Source organism: Amycolatopsis nivea, from assembly GCF_004522235.1.
Classification (GTDB): Bacteria; Actinomycetota; Actinomycetes; order Mycobacteriales; family Pseudonocardiaceae; genus Amycolatopsis; species Amycolatopsis nivea.
This window is the reverse complement of sequence record NZ_SDLT01000034.1, coordinates 96,692-113,575: the sequence shown is the minus strand read 5'-3', so window position 1 is coordinate 113,575 and position 16,884 is coordinate 96,692. Positions and strand designations below refer to the sequence as shown.

Below are 16,884 nucleotides of genomic sequence, written 5' to 3'. Positions count from 1 at the left end.
CTGGACATCACAGCTAGCCCCCACCCCACCCACCCGCAGCCGATGCACCCAACGAGCGAGGCACCCAGCCCCTCCCCCGCACCCCGATACGAAGCCTCCCTGCGGTCTGGGGGTGCTTGTCAAGGCATCTTTCCCGCCTTGACAAGCACCCCCAGACCGTCAGCACAATCAAGCTTCGGGGTGCCCCACGCAACCAAGGAACGCGATGTCGCCGCCAGGCGACGAGCCGTTCACAACGTCCGCGAAAACGGATCCCACTCAACGGGCAACAGCTCCCCCGGCTCCACCCGACTACCCACCTCAACCCCCACCCCAAGCTCCATCGACTCCTCAACAGCCACCATCACATCCAGCACGTGATAAGCCATCTCCCCCGAAGCCCTCTCCCCCACCCCAGCCCGAACCGACCGAGCCAAATCAAGCACCCCCGTACCCCGAGAACCCGAATGCCCCACCGCGGCAACCTCCTCAGACTCCCCACCCACATGCACCACAGCAGAACCGTCAAACCGATTAGGATCCGGCAAAACCGCAGTCCCCAACGAACCAGAAACCTCAACAACCCCAGTCCGCCGCAACGCAGAATCAAAAGACAACAAAACCTGCGCACACCCCCCGCGCGCAAACTCGATCAACGCACTAACAGTAGTAGGCACAGTAACCGGAAACTCAACACCAGCCCGAGGCCCAGCCCCAATCACCCGAGTCTCCCGCCCCTTCCCCCCAACCCCGGTAACCTTCCGCACCGCCCCAAAAACCTGCACCAGCTGCGTCAAGTAATAAGGCCCGATATCCAGCAACGGCCCGCCCCCAGCCTGAAACAAAAACTCCGGCGCGGGATGCCAGCTCTCCGGCCCAGGCGTCTGAAACAACGCCAGCGCCGCAACAGGAACCCCGATCCGGTCAAGCGCACGAAGCGCGGTCTGGTGCCCAGCCCCCAGAAGGGTGTCCGGCGCCCCAGCCACCCTCACGCCCTTTTCCCGCGCCCGGTCGAGAAGTTTCCGGACCGTCTGCCGATCCACCCCGATCGGTTTCTCCGTCCAAACGTGCTTCCCCGCCTCCACCGCCGCGAGACTCACCTCGACATGCACCGCGGGCACAGTCAGATTCACGACGATCTCGACATCCGGCAACGCGAGCAGATCCGCCATCGACCCGCTCCACGGAACCCCGTATTTCGCCGCCTGCCCCCGAGCCCGGGATAAATCGAGATCAGCGATCCCCACCACCCGCAGATCCGGAAACGCCGTCAAATTCTCCAAATAGGTGTCACTGATAAACCCAGCCCCGACAACCCCGACCCCGACCGTCACTTCCCCACCCCGGCGAGATAAGCGAAACTCTCCGCGATACCCCCGAAAACATCCTCATGCCGATCGAACTCCACGACCCGCAACGCCTCCGGAGCCGCCGCAAGCACCTCCGCCAGCGGCACCCGCCCCTGCCCCGCGGGCACCTGTCCGGAAGCATCGATCGCCAACGACCCGTCCTTCACGTGAATCGCGCACACCCGCGCCCCCAGCCGACGCAGCAACGCGGGCGCGTCCTCGCCGCCCGCCGTGGCCCAGTAGGCGTCGACCTCCAGCACGACTTCCGGGTCAAGCCGATCCGCGAAGACCTCCAACGCGCTGCGCCCGTCGATCCGCGATTCGAGCTCCCACCAATGGTTGTGGTACCCGACCCGCACGCCATACCCCGCCGCGACCTTCGCCCCGGCATTGAGCGCTTCCGCAGCGGCAACGATATCCGCTGAATTCTGCCACTGTGCCGCCGGAATCATTGGTTCGATGACGACTTCGATCCCCAATTCCCGAGCCGCCGCGAACACCGCATCCAGCTCCTTCCCGACCAACGCGGCATGTGCGGTCGGCGCGCTCAACCCGTGCGCGGCCAGCCCCGCACGAAGCGCCTCGACGTTCTCCACCACCCCGTACGGCTCCACGCTGCCGAACCCGATCGCAGCCAGCCTCCGCAACGTCTCGTCCGGATCGGCCGCGAACGCGTCGCGCACCGAGTAGAGCTGCACCGAAGGTCCACCCATGCCAACTCCCAGAGGTAGAGGGCTTTCGCCAATTCCTACCACCTGGTCAGAATTGACACCAGGACAAAACCGGACGGAAATCCCGCGCCAAGATCAGCCGAGTTCCTTGTGCCAGATCAGAAAATCGCACGGAGTGGCCAGCAGCGGAGCCAGCTCCGGATGCGGCCCGTCGATCGTCGACGTCTCCACCACCCGGTACCCCAGCCGGCCGTACCACTGCGCGAGGAACTCCTTGGACGGATGCGTCCACTCCCGCGGCACCAGCAGCTCGAGCTGCATCCGCGTGCACCCCTCGGCCCGGCAATGCCTCTCCGCGAACCGGACCAGCTCCCGCCCGATCCCAGCGCCGCGCACCTCCGGCGAGGCAGCGAGCAGACCGAACTCCCCGAGGTCCTCAGCCAGCCGCTGGATCCGGACCGAGCCCACCACGGCCCCGTCGATCCGGGCGACCGCGATTTCCCCCGAGCGAACCAGCCCGGCCATCTCCGCGGCATTGGTCCGATCGGCCGAACCGGCCCACAATCCCGCCTCGGCCTTCGCGTAGACGGTGTTCACCAGATCGGTCAGCAAGGCCACCAGCGCGGCGTCCTCGGCGGCGGACGGCGGCAGGAAGGCGATCTCCGGAGTCGTCACCTGTCCAGCCTAACCACACTCAGCTGGCGGCCGAACCGGAAACCGCGGGCCGCGCCTCCCCGAAGCCGCCGTAGCGACCGGCTTTCGCGCGCTTGCGCACCTCGTCGAAATGCCGGTGCACCGCGTGCGCGGCCGCCTCCGCGTCGCCGCTCACGAGCGCGTCCACGATCGCCTGGTGTCGTTTCGCGGTGGCCGGAGCGGACGAAACCGGCCCGCCCATTTCGCCTTCCGCGGCCCGGTAGACGTCCCAGAACAAGCCGGTCAGCTCGCGCGCCAGGTCGAACCCCGCCTCGGCGCAGATGAGGTCGTGGAATTCGCGGTCGGCCACCGCCGCGTCCGGCCCCTTGCGGCGCATCCGCGCCACGCACGCCTGCAGTTCCCCGATCAGCTCCGGCCGGTGGTCGCGCGCGACCCGGCTGGTCAGCTCCGTTTCGATCATCTCGCGGACCTCGAGCAGGTCGCGCAGCCGTCCGGCGTCGGTGCTGCCGCGGCTGCGCGTGCGGAAGAGCAGCCACGTCTGCAGCGCCTCCGACCCGGCCGCGCCGACGAACGTGCCGTACCCGTGCCGGACCTCGACGATGCCGAGCGCCTGCAGCGCCTTCACCGCCTCCCGGATCGAATTCCGGCTGACCCCGATGTCCTCGGCCAGGCTCAGTTCGGTCGGCATCGGCGCGCCGGTCGGCAGCTGCCGGTCGACGATCAGGTCGATGATCTGCTTGGTGATCTCTTCACTGCGTTGCGGGCGCGCCACACGTGTCTCCCGGATGTCTTTCTTGCACTGGCACGTCGCCATCGGAGGACATCCTACGTCATGATCGGCTCGCGCCGCTGCACCCGCGCGGGTGGGAACAAGCCTCTTGACCGGGGCGGGAACGGGACTTAGGGTTCCGGCAAGTCATAGGACGTCCCACGTCCTACTTCTCGATGCTTTCTGGGTGGAACACCGCATCAAGTCAGGAGACGCCATGTCCCGAACCGCCATGGGGACTCAGTTCAACCGGCGCGCACTGCTGCGCTACGCCGGCCTCGCCGGGGCCGCCGCAGCGGTTTCGTCGACGCTCGCCGCGTGCGGCGGCCCCGCGTCGACCAACAAAACCGGCAGTTCGTCCGGTTCCGTCACCGCGGTGATCGGGTACGGCAACAACCAGACCTGGGACCCGCTGCAGACCGCGTCGGCGTTCGCGATGGCGGCGATCCTGCACAGCTACGAATCGCTCGTCGAAGGCGATCCGGTCACCCGGGAGCCATTCCCCGGTTTGGCCAAGGCGCTGCCTGCCGACCTCAAGAGCACCACGCTGCGCTTCGAACTGCGCGACGGCGCGAAGTGGCACGACGGAAAGCCGGTGACCGCGGACGACGTGGTGTTCACCTACGCCCGTGTGCTCGACCCGAAAGAAAACGTGCTCATCCACAGCTTCTTCTCGCAGTGGCTGGAGTCGGTCACGAAGGTCGACGCGAAGACGGTGGAGTTCAAGCTGAAGTTCGCGTTCCCGTACGCGCTGCAGCGGATCCAGATCTGCAAGATCGTGCCCAAGCACGTGTTCGAGAACAACTGGAAGGCCGCCGCCGCGGGCAAGGTCGTCGGCTCCGGGCCGTACAAGATCACCGAGCAGGCTCCGCTGTCGCACACCTCGTTCGAGAAGTTCGCGGACTACAACGGCCCGCGCCCGGCCGCGTACGACAAGATGCTCTGGAAGTCCATTGTGGATTCCGCGCCGAGGGTCGCGGCGATCTCCGGGGCCAAGCCGGACGCGCAGATCGCGGAGAACATCCCGCCCGCCAACGCCGAGCAGCTCCGCAAGGCGGGCCGCACGGTCGAATTCGCCGACGGCGGCAACAACCTGTTCCTGCTTTTCAACACCAAGCACTCCCCGTTCGCCGACAAGCGGGTCCGCCAGGCGCTGCATTACGCGATCGACAAGAAGAAGATGATCGAGATCGGCTTGCGCGGCACCGGAACCGCGGGCACGTCGTTCATCAACCCCAAGCTGCCCGGTTCGCAGCCCGCGTCGCAGAGTTTCGAGTTCAACCCGGAAAAGGCGAAGCAGCTGCTCGCCGAAGCGGGCGTGAGCGGCTTGAAGATCTCGCTGTCCACAACGAACACTTCGCTGGTGCTCGACTGCGTCAAGGTGATCAAGGAGGGCTGGGACGCGATCGGCGTGCAGACCACTTTGGACTCCCAGGACACGAAGGCGCTGTTCTCCAAACTGGACAACGGCGACGACTTCCAGGTCGTGGCCACCACGAACAACCCGCTGCAGTTCGGCAACGACCCGGACCTGCTCATCCGCTATTACTACGACGCGCAATCGGTGCTCATGACGAAGTACGCGCGCTGGAACGGCGACGACACCAACGCGTTGCTCGCGTTGCAGGACAAGGCCGCCGCGGAAACCGACGAGACCAAGCGCGGCGGGCTGTACAAGCAGTTGCTCGACCAGATTTCCGAGCAGGCGGTGATCTACCCGATCGTCTTCACGCAGATGGGGACCGCGTGGGACCCGAAGGCGATCAGCGGCGTCCGCGCCCAGGGATACCCGGGCATCTACCTCAACCAGGCCAAACCGGTCTGACAAGGAGACCCGCGAAGTGACAGTCGTCGTGCGGATGCTGGCCGGCCGCATCCTCGCCCTGATCCCGCTGCTGCTCGGCGTGATCCTGTTCGTGTTCATCGTGATGCGGTTCTCGCCGGTCGACCCGGCGATGGCCGCGTTCAACGGCGCCAACGCCACCGCTGACCAGCTCCAGCAGTTCCGTGAGCAGAACGGCCTGCTCGACCCGTTGCCGCTGCAGTACGTGCACTTCGTGTGGCATCTGCTGCAGGGCGACTTCGGGACGAGCGTGATCACCAAGGAGCCGGTGGGCCAGACCATCGCCACCGCGCTCCCGCTCACCGTGCAGCTGACCCTGCTCGGCCTGGCGCTGGCGCTCGTCGTCTCGGTCGTGCTCGGCGTGACCTCGGCTCTGTTCCGCGGCCGCTGGCCGGACCACCTGATCCGGTTCGTGACGCTCGCCGGCGTCGCCGCCCCGGCGTTCTGGATCGCGCTGCTGCTGGTGCAGTGGCTGGCGGTCGGCAAGGGCCTGTTCCCCACCAGCGGCTACGTCAGCCCGGCGGATTCGTTCTCCGGCTGGCTGAACTCGCTGACGCTGCCCGCGATCGCGCTGGCCGCGCCGGTCGCCGCGCAGCTGACCCGGGTGATCCGCACGTCGATGGTCGAGGAACTCGACAAGGACTACGTGCGCACCGCACGCGGCGGCGGGCTGCCGCCGGTCGTCGTGGTCGGGCGGAACGTGCTGCGGGGCGCCCTGGTCAACCCGCTGACCGTGCTCGGCCTCCGGGTCGGCTACCTGCTCGGCGGCGCGGTGGTGATCGAGACGATGTTCGCGCTGCCCGGCATGGGCCAGAACATGATCCAGGCCGTGCAGGACGGCGACACCGCCAAGGTGCAGGGCTTCGTGATCACCATCGCGGCCGGGTTCGTGCTCGTGAACCTGATCGTCGACGTGCTCTACCTCGTCGCCAACCCCCGTCTGCGGAGCCGCTCGTGATGCGCCCGGTCCTCCGCCCGAACCTGACCGCCCGGCTCTCCCGGCCCGGCGTCCGGTTCCGGCGGCTTCCCCTGTCCTCGTGGATCGCGCTGGGCGTGCTGATCGTGCTCGGGCTCGTCGCGGTCCTCGGCACCGTCGTGGCCACGCACAATCCGGACCTGCTCAGCACCGACACCGGCGGGCCCAGCGCGGCGCACTGGTTCGGCACCGACCAGTCCGGCCGCGACATCTTCTCCCGGCTCGTCGCGGGGACCCGCTGGTCGCTCGCGATCGGTCTCGGCGCGACGCTGCTGGCGCTGGTCGCGGGCGTCGTCGTCGGCTCGTTCGCGGCGACGTCCGGCCGCCGGGCCGACGGCCTGGTCATGCGGGTCCTCGACGTCCTGATGGCCTTCCCCGGCATCGCGCTCGCCGCGGTGCTGGTGGCGGTGTTCGGGCGCGGCATCCTGGTGCTGATCCTCGCCATCGGCTTCCTCAACATGGCTCCGGTGGCGCGGGTGGTGCGGGCGAACGTGCTCGCGCAGTACGGCGAGGACTACGTCGCGGCGGAGCGGGTGATCGGCGCGAAACGGCTGTTCATCCTCGCCCGGCACGTCGCGGTCAACTGCGCCGCGCCGATCCTCGTGTACTGCACGGTGACCGTGGCGGACGCGATCGTGTTCGAGGCGTCGCTGTCGTTCATCGGGGCGGGCATCCAGCCGCCCGATCCGTCGTGGGGTTCGGTGCTGTCGGACGGCAAGGACCTCGTGCTGACCGGCGGCTGGTGGGCGACGCTGTTCCCCGGCCTGCTGATCCTGGCGACGGTGCTGGCGCTGAACATCCTCTCCGAGGGGATCTCCGACGCTTGGGCCGCGCCGTCGGCCCGCACCGCGAAGGCGGCCGAGGCGGCGCAGCAGATCGAACTGGCCCCCGAAACGGTTCCGGCAGTGCTGCCGCTGCGCGGTCTGCGCGAAGCCGGGCAACGGCTGGCGGCGAAGGCGAGGGATCTGTCCGGCCGGGAAACCGTGCTGGCGGTGGAGAATCTCGCGATCTCGTTCCCGGACCGGCACAGCGGCGTCAACGTCGTCGACGGAGTGTCCTTTTCGGTCCGTTCCGGCGAGGTGCTGGGGCTGATCGGCGAATCGGGCTGCGGGAAATCGCTGACCGCGCTGTCGATCATGGGCCTGCAGCCGGACGCCGCGAGGCTCAGCGGCGAGATCCGGTTCGCGGGCGACGACCTGCTGACCATGAAGCCGAACGTCCGCCGCCGGCACCTCGGGCACGACCTGGCGATGGTCTATCAGGACGCGCTCAGCTCGCTGAACCCGGCGATGACGATCCGCGCGCAGCTCAAGCAGTTCACCCGGCGCGGCGGCACGCGCACGCCGGAAGAGCTGCTCGAACTGGTCAACCTCGATCCCGGCCGGACGCTGCGGGCGTATCCGCACGAGCTTTCCGGCGGGCAGCGGCAGCGTGTGCTCATCGCGATGGCGCTGTCGCGCAGCCCAAAGCTGATCGTGGCCGACGAGCCGACGACGGCGCTCGACGTGACCGTGCAGGCGCAGATCATGGCGCTTTTGCTGCGGTTGCAGGAGGAACTGGGCTTCGCGCTGGTGCTGGTATCACACGACCTCGCGCTGGTATCCGACATCGCCGACCGCGTTGTGGTGATGTACGGCGGGCAGGTCGCCGAGACCGGCGCTACCGCGGCTGTCGTCGGCGCGCCGCGGCACCACTACACGCGCGGCCTGCTCAGCGCGGTGCTGTCGCTGGAGGAGAACGAAGCGAAGCTCACCCAGATCAAGGGCGTCGTGCCCGCACCGGCGGACTTCCCGCCCGGCTGCCGGTTCGCGAGCCGGTGTCCCGCCGCTCGCGGGCACTGCTTCGAGGTCGCGCCTGAGCCTTCGGGCAACGGGCATCTCGTGGCTTGCCACTACCCCGCCGAAAGTCCCGTGGTGGCCTTGGCAGAAGGAGCGCAAGCATGAGCCTCGTCGAGGTCGACGGCGTGCATGTGGTGCACAAGATCCGCGGGTCCGGATTGTTCGGACACGACCGGGTCTACGCGCTCACCGACGCGACCCTCGCCATCGCGAAGGGCGAAACCGTCGGCGTAGTCGGGGAATCCGGCTGCGGAAAGTCCACTTTGGCCAAAGTGCTGGTCGGGCTTCAGAAGCCAACCTCCGGCACTGTGCGCTATGACGGGAAGCCGCTGTCCGCGTTGCGTCCGGCCGAACTGGGCCGCACGGTCGGCATGATCTTCCAGGACCCGTCGACCGCGCTGAACCGGCGGCTGCCCGTCTCGAAGATCCTCCGCGACCCGCTCGACGTGCACCAGATCGGCACGGCCGAGGAGCGCGCCGAACGGGTCCGGGAGCTGATGAACCTCGTCGGTCTGCCGTCCAGTGTGGCCGACGCGCTGCCGTCGCAGCTGTCCGGCGGACAGCGGCAGCGCGTGGCGATCGCCCGCGCGCTCGCCTTGCGGCCGGCGTTGCTGGTGGCCGACGAACCGACGTCCGCTTTGGACGTTTCGGTGCGCGCGCAGATCCTGAACCTGTTGCTGGAACTGCGCGAACAGCTCGAACTGGCGATGGTCTTCGTGTCGCACGACATCCAGACCGTGCGCCGGATGAGCGACCGCATCGTGACGATGTACCTCGGCCGGATCGTCGAACAGGCCCCGGCCGCGGAACTGCCGCACCACGCGCATCATCCGTACACGCGGGCGCTGTTTTCGGCGACGCCGAGCCTGCTGCACCCGGTGGAACCGATTGTCCTCAGTGGACCGGTGCCGTCGGCGACCGCGCCTCCGCCCGGCTGCCCGTTCCACACGCGCTGCCCGAAAGCCACCGATGAGTGCTCCCTCGCCTTGCCACCGCAGTCCGGGCCGGACGAGCACACGTACCGCTGCATCCATCCCGAGATCACGACCGGAGTGACCGCCTCATGACTGCGCCCAAGTTCGCCGGCATCATCCCGCCGCTGTGCACGCCGTTCCACGACGATTTCACCGTGGACACCGCGTCGCTGCGGCGGCACATCGAAGTCCAGCTCGACGCCGGCGTGCACGGGATCTTCGTGCTCGGATCGTCCAGCGAGGTCGCCTTCCTGCCCGACGACCAGCGCCGGATCACCGTCGAAACCGCGGTCGACCAGGTCGCCGGGCGGGTCCCGGTGCTCGCCGGCTGTATCGACATGACGACCCTGCGCGTCGCGGAGCACGTGAAGACCGCCGAAGCGGCCGGCGCGGACGCCATCGTGGTGACCGCGCCGTACTACACGCGCACGCATGTCGCGGAGATCGACCGGCATTTCCGGCTCCTGCACGAGCGGACGTCGCTGCCGATTTTCGCCTACGACATCCCGGTGGCCGTGCACACGAAGCTCGACCGCGACATGGTGCTGAACCTGGCCGCGGACGGCGTCCTGGCCGGGCTCAAGGACTCCAGCGGCGACGAAGCCGGGTTCCGGATGGTCCTGCAGCAGCGGCGCGAACGCGGGCTGGAGCAGTTCGCCGTGTTCACCGGATCCGAACTGCTCGTGGACTCCGCGCTCGCGCAGGGCGCGGACGGCGCGGTGCCGGGGCTCGGGAACGTCGACCCGGTCGGCTATGTGCTGATCTACGACCACTTCCGCGGCGGCAACCCGCAGGCCGCGCGGCGCGAGCAGGAACGGCTGCTGACGCTGTTCAGCATCACCGACGTGGCGCCGCCGAACCGGATGGGCCGCGGCTCGGCCGCGCTCGGCGCGTTCAAGGCGTCGATGAAGATGCGCGGATTTATCGACAACGCGGTGATGGCACCGCCGCAACTCCCCCTCAACGACGACGAACTGCTGCAGATCAAGGGAAAACTAGCGGAAGCGGGTCTCCTCTGATGGATCGGCTGTACTACGGCGGGGATTACAACCCCGAGCATTGGTCGCCCGACGTGTGGGCGGAAGATTTGAAACTGATGGCCGAGGCGTCGGTTTCGATGGTGACGGTCGGGATTTTCTCCTGGGCGCAGGTGGAACCGCGGCCGGGTGAATTCGATTTCGGCTGGTTCGACACGGTGATGGACAACCTCGCCGCCGGCGGGGTCCGCGCTTGTCTCGCCACCATGACGGCCTCGCCGCCGCCGTGGCTTTCCCACCGGTATCCGGAAATCCTGCCGGTGCGCGCGGACGGCACCCGGCTGTCCGCCGGTGCGCGGCAGCAGTTCTGCCCGTCCAGCCCGGTGTTCCGCGAGCACGCCGCCCGGCTGGTCGAGCGGGTCGCCACCCGGTACGCCGGGCATCCGGCGCTGGAAATGTGGCACATCGGCAACGAATTCGGCTGCCACATCCGCGCCTGCTATTGCGATGAGTCCGCAGTGGACTTCCGGCGCTGGCTCACCGAACGCTACGGCAGCATCGAGGCGTTGAACGACGCCTGGAGCACGACTTTCTGGTCGCAGCGGTACTCCGAGTTCGCCGAGATCCAGCCGCCGCGCGTCGCGCCGACCTTCCCGAACCCGGCGCACCAGCTGGACTACCACCGGTTCTCCTCCGACGCGTCGCTCGGCTGCTACCTCAACGAGCGCGAGGTGCTGGCCCGGATCACCCCGGACGTCCCGGTGACCACGAACTTCGTCGGCCTGGTGCAGAAGTCGCTCGACTGGAACAAGTGGGTGCCGCACGAGGACATCGTGAGCCTCGACTCCTACCCCGACCCATACGATCCGCGCGGGCACCTGGAAGCAGCCTTCGCCTACGACCTGGTCCGGTCCATCAAGGACGGTCAGCCGTGGCTGTTGCTGGAGCAGGCGCCGAGCGCGGTCAACTGGCGCACCCGCAACAGCCCGAAGCCGCCGGGGACGATGCGGCTGGGCAGCTGGCAGGCGGTCGCCCGCGGCGCGGACGCGGTGTTGTTCTTCCAGTGGCGGCAAACCCCGGGCGGGGCCGAGAAGTTCCACTCCGCGATGGTGCCGCACGGCGGTCCGGACACCCGGACGTTCCGCGAGGTGCGCGACCTCGGCCAGGAACTGGCGTCGCTGCCGCAGCTGGCGGACAGCCGGGTCAAGGCCGACGTCGCGGTCCTGCACGACTGGAACAGCTGGTGGGCGCTGGAGCTGAACTCGCATCCGTCGGACGACCTCAGCCAGCTCGACGCGCACCTCGCGCACTACGCGCCGCTCTTCGACGCGAACGTCACCTGCGACGTCGTGCACCCGTCACGCGATCTGTCCGGGTACCGGCTCGTCGTGGTGCCCAACCTGTACTTGATGGACAGTGCGGTCGCGGCCAATCTCCGCTCCTATGTGGAGGGTGGCGGACATCTGGCGGTGTCGTTCTTCTCCGGCATCGCCGACGAGAACGACCGGGTGTACACCGGCGGCTATCCCGCGCCTCTGCGGGACATTCTCGGCCTGCGCGTCGACGAGTTCTGGCCGCTGCCCGAAGGCGGTTCCACCACGCTCGACCTCGACGGCACGACCGTCGGCGCCACGATCTGGTCCGAATGGATCGAAGCCGAAGGCGCGGACGTCGTCGCCACCTTCGCCGAAGGCCCGCTGGCCGGTCGTCCCGCGATCACGCGGCACGAGTTCGGCTCCGGGGTCGCGTGGTACCTCGGCACCCGGCCGGACGCGGACGTCATGCGCACGCTCTTCGACCGGATCACCGCCGAGGCCGGAGTTTCGCCGGTGCTGCCCGGGTTGCCGGACGGTGTCCAGGCGATCGTGCGGCACGGTGCCGACGACTATCTGTTCCTGCTCAACCACAACGATGCAGCTGTCACCATCTCTCTGCCTTCCCCTGGTACCGATTTGCTCACCGATCCCGCTCAGCCATCGTCCGAAGTGGAACTGGCCGCACACGGCGTGGCCGTCCTTTCCGGACAGTTCGGAACGGAGACCAGATGAGAACCGCCCTTCGCGTGGTGCTGGCGTTCGTGCTGCTGGCTTTCCTCGCTCCCGCCGGTGCGGCCCAAGCCGCGCCGCAATTCGATCAGCAAGCGCTCTTCAACCCGCATCAGGAAACCGGATACGCGTGTTTCCGCATCCCGGCGATCGTCCGCAGCACGCACGGCACACTGCTGGCCTTCGCCGAGGGCCGCAAGAACAACTGCGGTGACACCGGCGACATCGACCTGGTCCTGAAGCGCTCGACCGACGGCGGCACCACCTGGTCGCCACTGCAGGTGGTCAACCGCGGCGGCGGGGACACCCACGGCAACCCGGTGCCCATTGTGGACACCAAGACCGGCCGGATCGTCCTGATCACCACGTACAACAAGGGGCGTACCGACGACAAGGGCTGCGACGTGCCGTGCCCGCGCACGCCGCATTCGCAGTACAGCACCGACGACGGCCGCACCTGGTCCACGCCGGTCGACATCAGTGCGCAGGCGAAACTGCCCGCGTGGGATTCCTGGTACGCCTCGGGTCCGGTGCACGGCATCCAGCTCCAGCACGGCCAGCACGCGGGCCGGCTCGTCTTCGGAGTGAACGCCGAACGCAGTGACGGCACCAATTCCGTCGAAAACTACGCCGGGCTCATCTACAGCGACGACGGCGGTTCCTCCTGGCATGTCGGCGCTGTCGACAACTACCTGCATCCGGTGGGCGGCACCTTCACGCAGAAGCCGTCGGAAGTCAGCGTCGTGGAACTGCCGGACGGCACGATTTACGCCGGGGGCCGCGAGCAAAGCGGCACCGACATCGGCAACCGCGACTACGCGTTGAGCCGGGACGGCGGCGAGACGTTCTCCCAGCGCTTCACCACGATCCCCGACCTCGTGACGCCGATGGTGCAAGGTTCCCTGCTGCGCCTGGACCGTCCCGGCGGCAAGCGGATCCTGTTCGCCTCCCCCGCCGACACCGACCGGCGCCGCTGGATGACCATCCGTTCGTCCTATGACGACGGTCGCACGTGGGAGAACGCGGACCAGGGCACGCGGATCACAACGGACTGGTCGGGCTACTCCGACCTGGTCCAGCTCAGCGGCCCGCAGGACCGGAACGCGAAGATCGGCCTGATGTACGAGGGCGGCGCAGTGGACGCCCGCGACGAGATCCGCTTCGCCCGCTTCGACGAGAACTACCTCGGATGGAAGCGTTCGCCGGGAGTGTCCACTCCGGACGTCGCAAGTAGACAGTCCGCGCGCATCCTCGGCGATGCCAGTCTGGTTCCCGGCAAGTTCGGCAAGGCGGTCCAGCTGAAGAACGGGTTCGTCCGCGTCCCGTACTCGCCGGCGCAACTGGTCGGCTCAGGCGACTTCACTTTCTCCACCTGGGTCAACTACGGCGCATCGAAGGACCCGCAGCCTCTCCTGTGGCTGGGCGGCATGGGCTCCACCGCGCCGCAGCTGTGGCTCCGCGCCGAACCCGCGTCGCATCGCCTGATCGCGATGATGACGACCGCGGCCGGAAGCAAGTCGGTCACCACGCAGTCGGCGTACGACGATCAGAAGTGGCATCACGTGGCGCTTCAACGATCGGGCGGCCAGCTCCGCATCCTGGTCGACGGTGCGGTAGCCGCGTCCGGTCCGGACTCGCCCGGTTCGGTCACCCAGACCGTCTCGTTCCAGCTGTGGCTGGGCGAACGCCTGGACGGCGCACAGCACCTGTCCGGCGCGCTGGACGACAGCCGCCTCTTCCGGCGGGCACTGTCCACTGCGGACCTGACCGCCGTCCGCGCCGGGAAACCGGTCCCGGGCGCGGTCATAGAACTGCCCTTCGACCGGTAACGCACTGGCTGAAGCCGGGTGACTGCCACCCGGCTTCAGCCGTGCAACGCGAGATACGGCGCGATCCCGACCAGCACCGCGATGAGGGCGGCTTTGAGCGTTTTGGTCGGCAACGCGTGCGCGATCCGCCAGCCGATCAAGACCCCCGCCAACTCAGGTATCCCGACAATCGCCGCCAGCCGCCAATCGACCGCGCCGTGCAGGACATACCCGAGCGTCCCGACGCTGGCGATCACCACCGACTGCACCTGCGCCGCGGCGAGCGCCCCGAGCACCGGCATCCCGGCGACGACCAGCAACGGCACCGCCAGCATCGGCCCGCCGACGCCGACCAGCCCCGCCACCACCGCGACGCCCGCCCCGATCGCCCCCGCGACCGGCAGCCCGACCGCCCGCTCCCGCCCCTTCAGCCCGACGAACACCGCCACGACCAGCGCGAACCCGCCGAGCACGATCCCGAACGCCTTGGTGGACACCCAGGAGTTCAGCAGCACCCCCAGCGGCGTCCCGACGAACGCGGCCGCGGCGAGAACTCCCGCCACCCGCCGGGTTTCGGGCTCCCGCAACTGTCCGGAATGGACAAACGCGGCACTGCCGAGGATCCCGGTGGCCACGTGCGTGACGATCGCGGTGCCCGCCACCTGCGCCGGGGTGAGCGAGGTGAAGACGAACAACCCGACCGTCGCGAGCACCCCGCCCGGCCCGACGGCAGTGATGCCGATCCCGGCGAGCAATCCGGTGACAATGAGCGCGGCGATCACCTCGGGCACCTCCGGAAGTCGTTCTCTGTTCTGCGCTCCGCCGCGGAGTCACCCGGCCCACGCCCAGTCCGCGACCGGAAGCCGTTCGCTCTTCCGCACTCCGCCGCACGGTCACCCAGCCCGCACCCACCCCGCCACCAGAAACCGCAGCGCACTCGGGCGTCGTGCGTGTCGAAGCCGGTAAGAACCGGCATCACCACGCACGAGGCTCGCCGGATCACGCCGCCCCGCGTTGCAAGGTCGCGCGCAGCGTGAGGCGGTCCGCGCGGATGTGCAGCCACTCCGCGTCGACCGGTCGGCCGTTCGGCAGCCGGGTCAACCGGTCCAGCGCGAACACCGCCGTCCCCGGCGCGATGTCCAGCAGCGCGGCCGTATCCGGCCCGGCGGACACCGCGTGCACCTCGACCTCCGCCCGCCCCAGCCGGATGCCGTTCGTCTCCTCCAGGAGCGCGAACAGGTCCCGATGCGCCAGATCCTTTCCCAGCAACGGAATCCCCAGATCCGCGACCAGATAGGTCGAGTCCAGCGACAACGGCGCCCCGCCCAGCCGCCGTACGCGCTCGAGATGCACGACCTGCTCCCCCGCCGCCAGGCCGAGCCGCTCGGCCACCGACGGCGGCGCGGCGACCGTCTCGGCGGTGCGCACCTCGTTCACGACCTCGCCGTGCCCTTCGAGCGCCTCCGCCAGCCCGGTCAGCCGATCGAGCCCGTGCCCGTATTTCGGCCGCACGACCAGCGTCCCGACGCCTTGCCTGCGCTCGACGAGCCCTTCGTCCCGCAGCAAGCCGAGCGCTTCCCGCACGACGTTCCGCGACGCACCGAACCACTCGCCCAGCGCCCGCTCGCCCGGCAGCAGATCTCCGACTTCGCCCGCGACGATCCGCTGCCGCAACCCGTCGGCCACCTGCCGGGCCCGTTCCGCCCTCCGCTGCGTAGTCACCACTTCGGCGACGCTACCTGGATTTTGATTACGCCGAGGTTACGCCACCCGCATTGACCTGCGGAAACGCTGTGAGCAGCGGGAACGGGGACCCGGTGGCGCGTTCCGCCACCGCGAACCGGCCGGACGGGCGCGGACGCTCCGGCGGGATCGGAGCCGGGCTAGGCCAGCGGCCTCCGTCACCTTCGGCGGAGAGTTCCCTTGAGCCACCACCGCGAGCCCGCACCGCGATAGCCCGCAGCCCGCAGCCCGCACCGCGACCGGCCGCAAGGCCGCACCCCGCACCGCGACCGGGCGCAAAGCCGCACCCCGCACCGCGACCGCGACCGCGACCGACCGCAAGCCCCCACCGCGACCGGCCGCAGACCCGCCCCGCGAGTCAGCGTCCAGCAGCCGGAACGCTCAGCAAATGCTCCCCAAGCTCGACGTCCAGCCCCACCACATCCCGTACTCGGCGAGGTTCCCCGCGTCGTTCAGGTGCACGTTGTCCGCCAGCCACGGGCTCGGGTTCGGCAGGTTCGCCGAGCCCGCGGGCGGGATGTACTGCCGCAGGTCGACGAGCGCCGTCCCCTTGGCGACCGCCGTCTCGTAGATCGACGAGGCGTACTGCGACCAGAAGTACTTCTGCGTCTGCCCGCCCCACGGGTTGGGCGTCCACTTCAGCTCGGCGTAAATCGACAGCAGGATGTCGACCCCGGGCCGCGCGGCGCGGATGTTGTCGATGACCTTGCCGAGGTTCGCCTTGAACACCGCCGGGTCGGTCTGCGAGATCAGCTCGTTGCCGCCGAGGTCGATGAGCACCAGGTCGGGCTGGCGCTGGGTGATGTCGGCGAGCGCGCCGGTCGTGTCGGGCCAGCGGCCGCCGGGGAGGTAGTCGGTGGCCATCGCGCCGTTGTGCGCGTAGTTCTTCGTGGTGGTGTTCCACTCGGCGTGCAGGTCGTTGGCGATTTTCGTGGTCCAGCCGTACGTGGTCGGCGCGTAAGTGTCCGTAGTGGACTGGTAGCCCGTGGTGCCGTAGCCGGTGTCGGCCGACGTGCCGAGGATCGCGACCTGCTCCTTCTTGGTGCACCAGGTGCTGGTCTGCCCGGCGTCGGCGGCGACGGCGGGGGACATCGCGATGCCGAAGCCGACCAGGGTCAGCAATGCCGCGACACGGGCTTTTCGCATGGGGACCGGGCCTTTCCGGGGAGGATGATCTGCGGATGTGTCGCGGCGGCCGCCCCGCGCGTTACCGGTGTGCCCGAACAGAAACCTGGATGCGGGGAGCGTCACGGTTCTG

Annotated in this window: 14 protein-coding genes; 7 read left to right on the top strand and 7 right to left on the bottom strand. The window is 68.7% G+C overall.

Going from position 1 to position 16,884, the window contains the following annotated elements; all coding sequences use genetic code 11:
- Positions 1–230 precede the first annotated feature (230 nt).
- The 4 genes from EIZ44_RS32425 to EIZ44_RS32410 all read right to left on the bottom strand — a co-directional run bounded on the left by EIZ44_RS32425 (position 231) and on the right by EIZ44_RS32410 (position 3,425).
- Positions 231–1,313: a Gfo/Idh/MocA family protein gene (locus tag EIZ44_RS32425; protein ID WP_134732938.1), complete on the bottom strand. Its 1,083-nt coding sequence runs from the start codon at positions 1,311–1,313 to the stop codon at positions 231–233.
- The gene (locus EIZ44_RS32420) at positions 1,310–2,041 is read right to left on the bottom strand and encodes a sugar phosphate isomerase/epimerase family protein (RefSeq protein ID WP_134732936.1); all 732 of its coding nucleotides are present in this window, start codon (positions 2,039–2,041) and stop codon (positions 1,310–1,312) included. The genes EIZ44_RS32425 and EIZ44_RS32420 overlap by 4 nt, the downstream gene beginning before the upstream one ends.
- A 93-nt stretch (positions 2,042–2,134) precedes the next feature.
- Entirely contained in the window at positions 2,135–2,674 is a 540-nt protein-coding gene (locus tag EIZ44_RS32415; protein WP_134732935.1) for a GNAT family N-acetyltransferase, read from the bottom strand.
- Positions 2,675–2,693: 19 nt separating this feature from the next.
- Complete coding sequence (locus EIZ44_RS32410; RefSeq protein ID WP_037818796.1) at positions 2,694–3,425, bottom strand: FadR/GntR family transcriptional regulator; 732 nt, start codon at positions 3,423–3,425, stop codon at positions 2,694–2,696.
- 214 nt (positions 3,426–3,639) lie between these two features.
- Between EIZ44_RS32410 and EIZ44_RS32405 the strand changes: the two genes are divergently transcribed.
- From EIZ44_RS32405 to EIZ44_RS32375, 7 genes are read left to right on the top strand one after another with little or no spacing between them, the layout of a single operon-like run.
- A complete protein-coding gene (locus tag EIZ44_RS32405; protein ID WP_037818795.1) occupies positions 3,640–5,247 on the top strand; it encodes an ABC transporter substrate-binding protein in 1,608 nt (535 codons plus the stop codon).
- A gap of 16 nt (positions 5,248–5,263) precedes the next feature.
- The gene (locus EIZ44_RS32400; protein WP_134732933.1) at positions 5,264–6,223 is read left to right on the top strand and encodes an ABC transporter permease; all 960 of its coding nucleotides are present in this window, start codon (positions 5,264–5,266) and stop codon (positions 6,221–6,223) included.
- A complete protein-coding gene (locus EIZ44_RS32395) occupies positions 6,223–8,184 on the top strand; it encodes a dipeptide/oligopeptide/nickel ABC transporter permease/ATP-binding protein (RefSeq protein ID WP_134732948.1) in 1,962 nt (653 codons plus the stop codon). The genes EIZ44_RS32400 and EIZ44_RS32395 overlap by 1 nt, the downstream gene beginning before the upstream one ends.
- A complete protein-coding gene (locus tag EIZ44_RS32390) occupies positions 8,181–9,146 on the top strand; it encodes an oligopeptide/dipeptide ABC transporter ATP-binding protein (RefSeq protein ID WP_043833633.1) in 966 nt (321 codons plus the stop codon). Before EIZ44_RS32395 ends, EIZ44_RS32390 begins: the two co-directional genes overlap by 4 nt.
- The gene (locus EIZ44_RS32385) at positions 9,143–10,072 is read left to right on the top strand and encodes a dihydrodipicolinate synthase family protein (RefSeq protein WP_043833635.1); all 930 of its coding nucleotides are present in this window, start codon (positions 9,143–9,145) and stop codon (positions 10,070–10,072) included. The genes EIZ44_RS32390 and EIZ44_RS32385 overlap by 4 nt, the downstream gene beginning before the upstream one ends.
- Entirely contained in the window at positions 10,072–12,078 is a 2,007-nt protein-coding gene (locus EIZ44_RS32380) for a beta-galactosidase (protein WP_134732931.1), read from the top strand. The genes EIZ44_RS32385 and EIZ44_RS32380 overlap by 1 nt, the downstream gene beginning before the upstream one ends.
- Positions 12,075–13,904: a sialidase family protein gene (locus EIZ44_RS32375; RefSeq protein WP_134732929.1), complete on the top strand. Its 1,830-nt coding sequence runs from the start codon at positions 12,075–12,077 to the stop codon at positions 13,902–13,904. Before EIZ44_RS32380 ends, EIZ44_RS32375 begins: the two co-directional genes overlap by 4 nt.
- 35 nt (positions 13,905–13,939) lie before the next feature.
- Here EIZ44_RS32375 and EIZ44_RS32370 read toward each other — a convergent pair whose 3' ends face one another.
- The 3 genes from EIZ44_RS32370 to EIZ44_RS32360 form a co-directional block, all read right to left on the bottom strand.
- A complete protein-coding gene (locus EIZ44_RS32370) occupies positions 13,940–14,674 on the bottom strand; it encodes a sulfite exporter TauE/SafE family protein (protein WP_037818787.1) in 735 nt (244 codons plus the stop codon).
- Positions 14,675–14,882: 208 nt separating this feature from the next.
- Complete coding sequence (locus EIZ44_RS32365) at positions 14,883–15,608, bottom strand: GntR family transcriptional regulator (RefSeq protein WP_134732927.1); 726 nt, start codon at positions 15,606–15,608, stop codon at positions 14,883–14,885.
- Between the two features lie 399 nt (positions 15,609–16,007).
- Positions 16,008–16,772, bottom strand: coding sequence for an SGNH/GDSL hydrolase family protein (locus EIZ44_RS32360; RefSeq protein ID WP_037818783.1), 765 nt, complete (start codon positions 16,770–16,772; stop codon positions 16,008–16,010).
- Positions 16,773–16,884: the final 112 nt, after the last annotated feature.

What these genes read in the sequence shown, in the direction of transcription:
- EIZ44_RS32375 (WP_134732929.1), top strand. Translation starts at nt 12,075, where the DNA reads ATGAGAACCGCCCTTCGCGTGGTGCTGGCGTTCGTGCTGCTGGCTTTC.
- EIZ44_RS32395 (WP_134732948.1), top strand. Translation starts at nt 6,223, where the DNA reads ATGCGCCCGGTCCTCCGCCCGAACCTGACCGCCCGGCTCTCCCGGCCC.
- EIZ44_RS32385 (WP_043833635.1), top strand. Translation starts at nt 9,143, where the DNA reads ATGACTGCGCCCAAGTTCGCCGGCATCATCCCGCCGCTGTGCACGCCG.
- EIZ44_RS32360 (WP_037818783.1), bottom strand. Translation starts at nt 16,772, where the DNA reads ATGCGAAAAGCCCGTGTCGCGGCATTGCTGACCCTGGTCGGCTTCGGC.
- EIZ44_RS32405 (WP_037818795.1), top strand. Translation starts at nt 3,640, where the DNA reads ATGTCCCGAACCGCCATGGGGACTCAGTTCAACCGGCGCGCACTGCTG.
- EIZ44_RS32420 (WP_134732936.1), bottom strand. Translation starts at nt 2,041, where the DNA reads ATGGGTGGACCTTCGGTGCAGCTCTACTCGGTGCGCGACGCGTTCGCG.
- EIZ44_RS32390 (WP_043833633.1), top strand. Translation starts at nt 8,181, where the DNA reads ATGAGCCTCGTCGAGGTCGACGGCGTGCATGTGGTGCACAAGATCCGC.
- EIZ44_RS32380 (WP_134732931.1), top strand. Translation starts at nt 10,072, where the DNA reads ATGGATCGGCTGTACTACGGCGGGGATTACAACCCCGAGCATTGGTCG.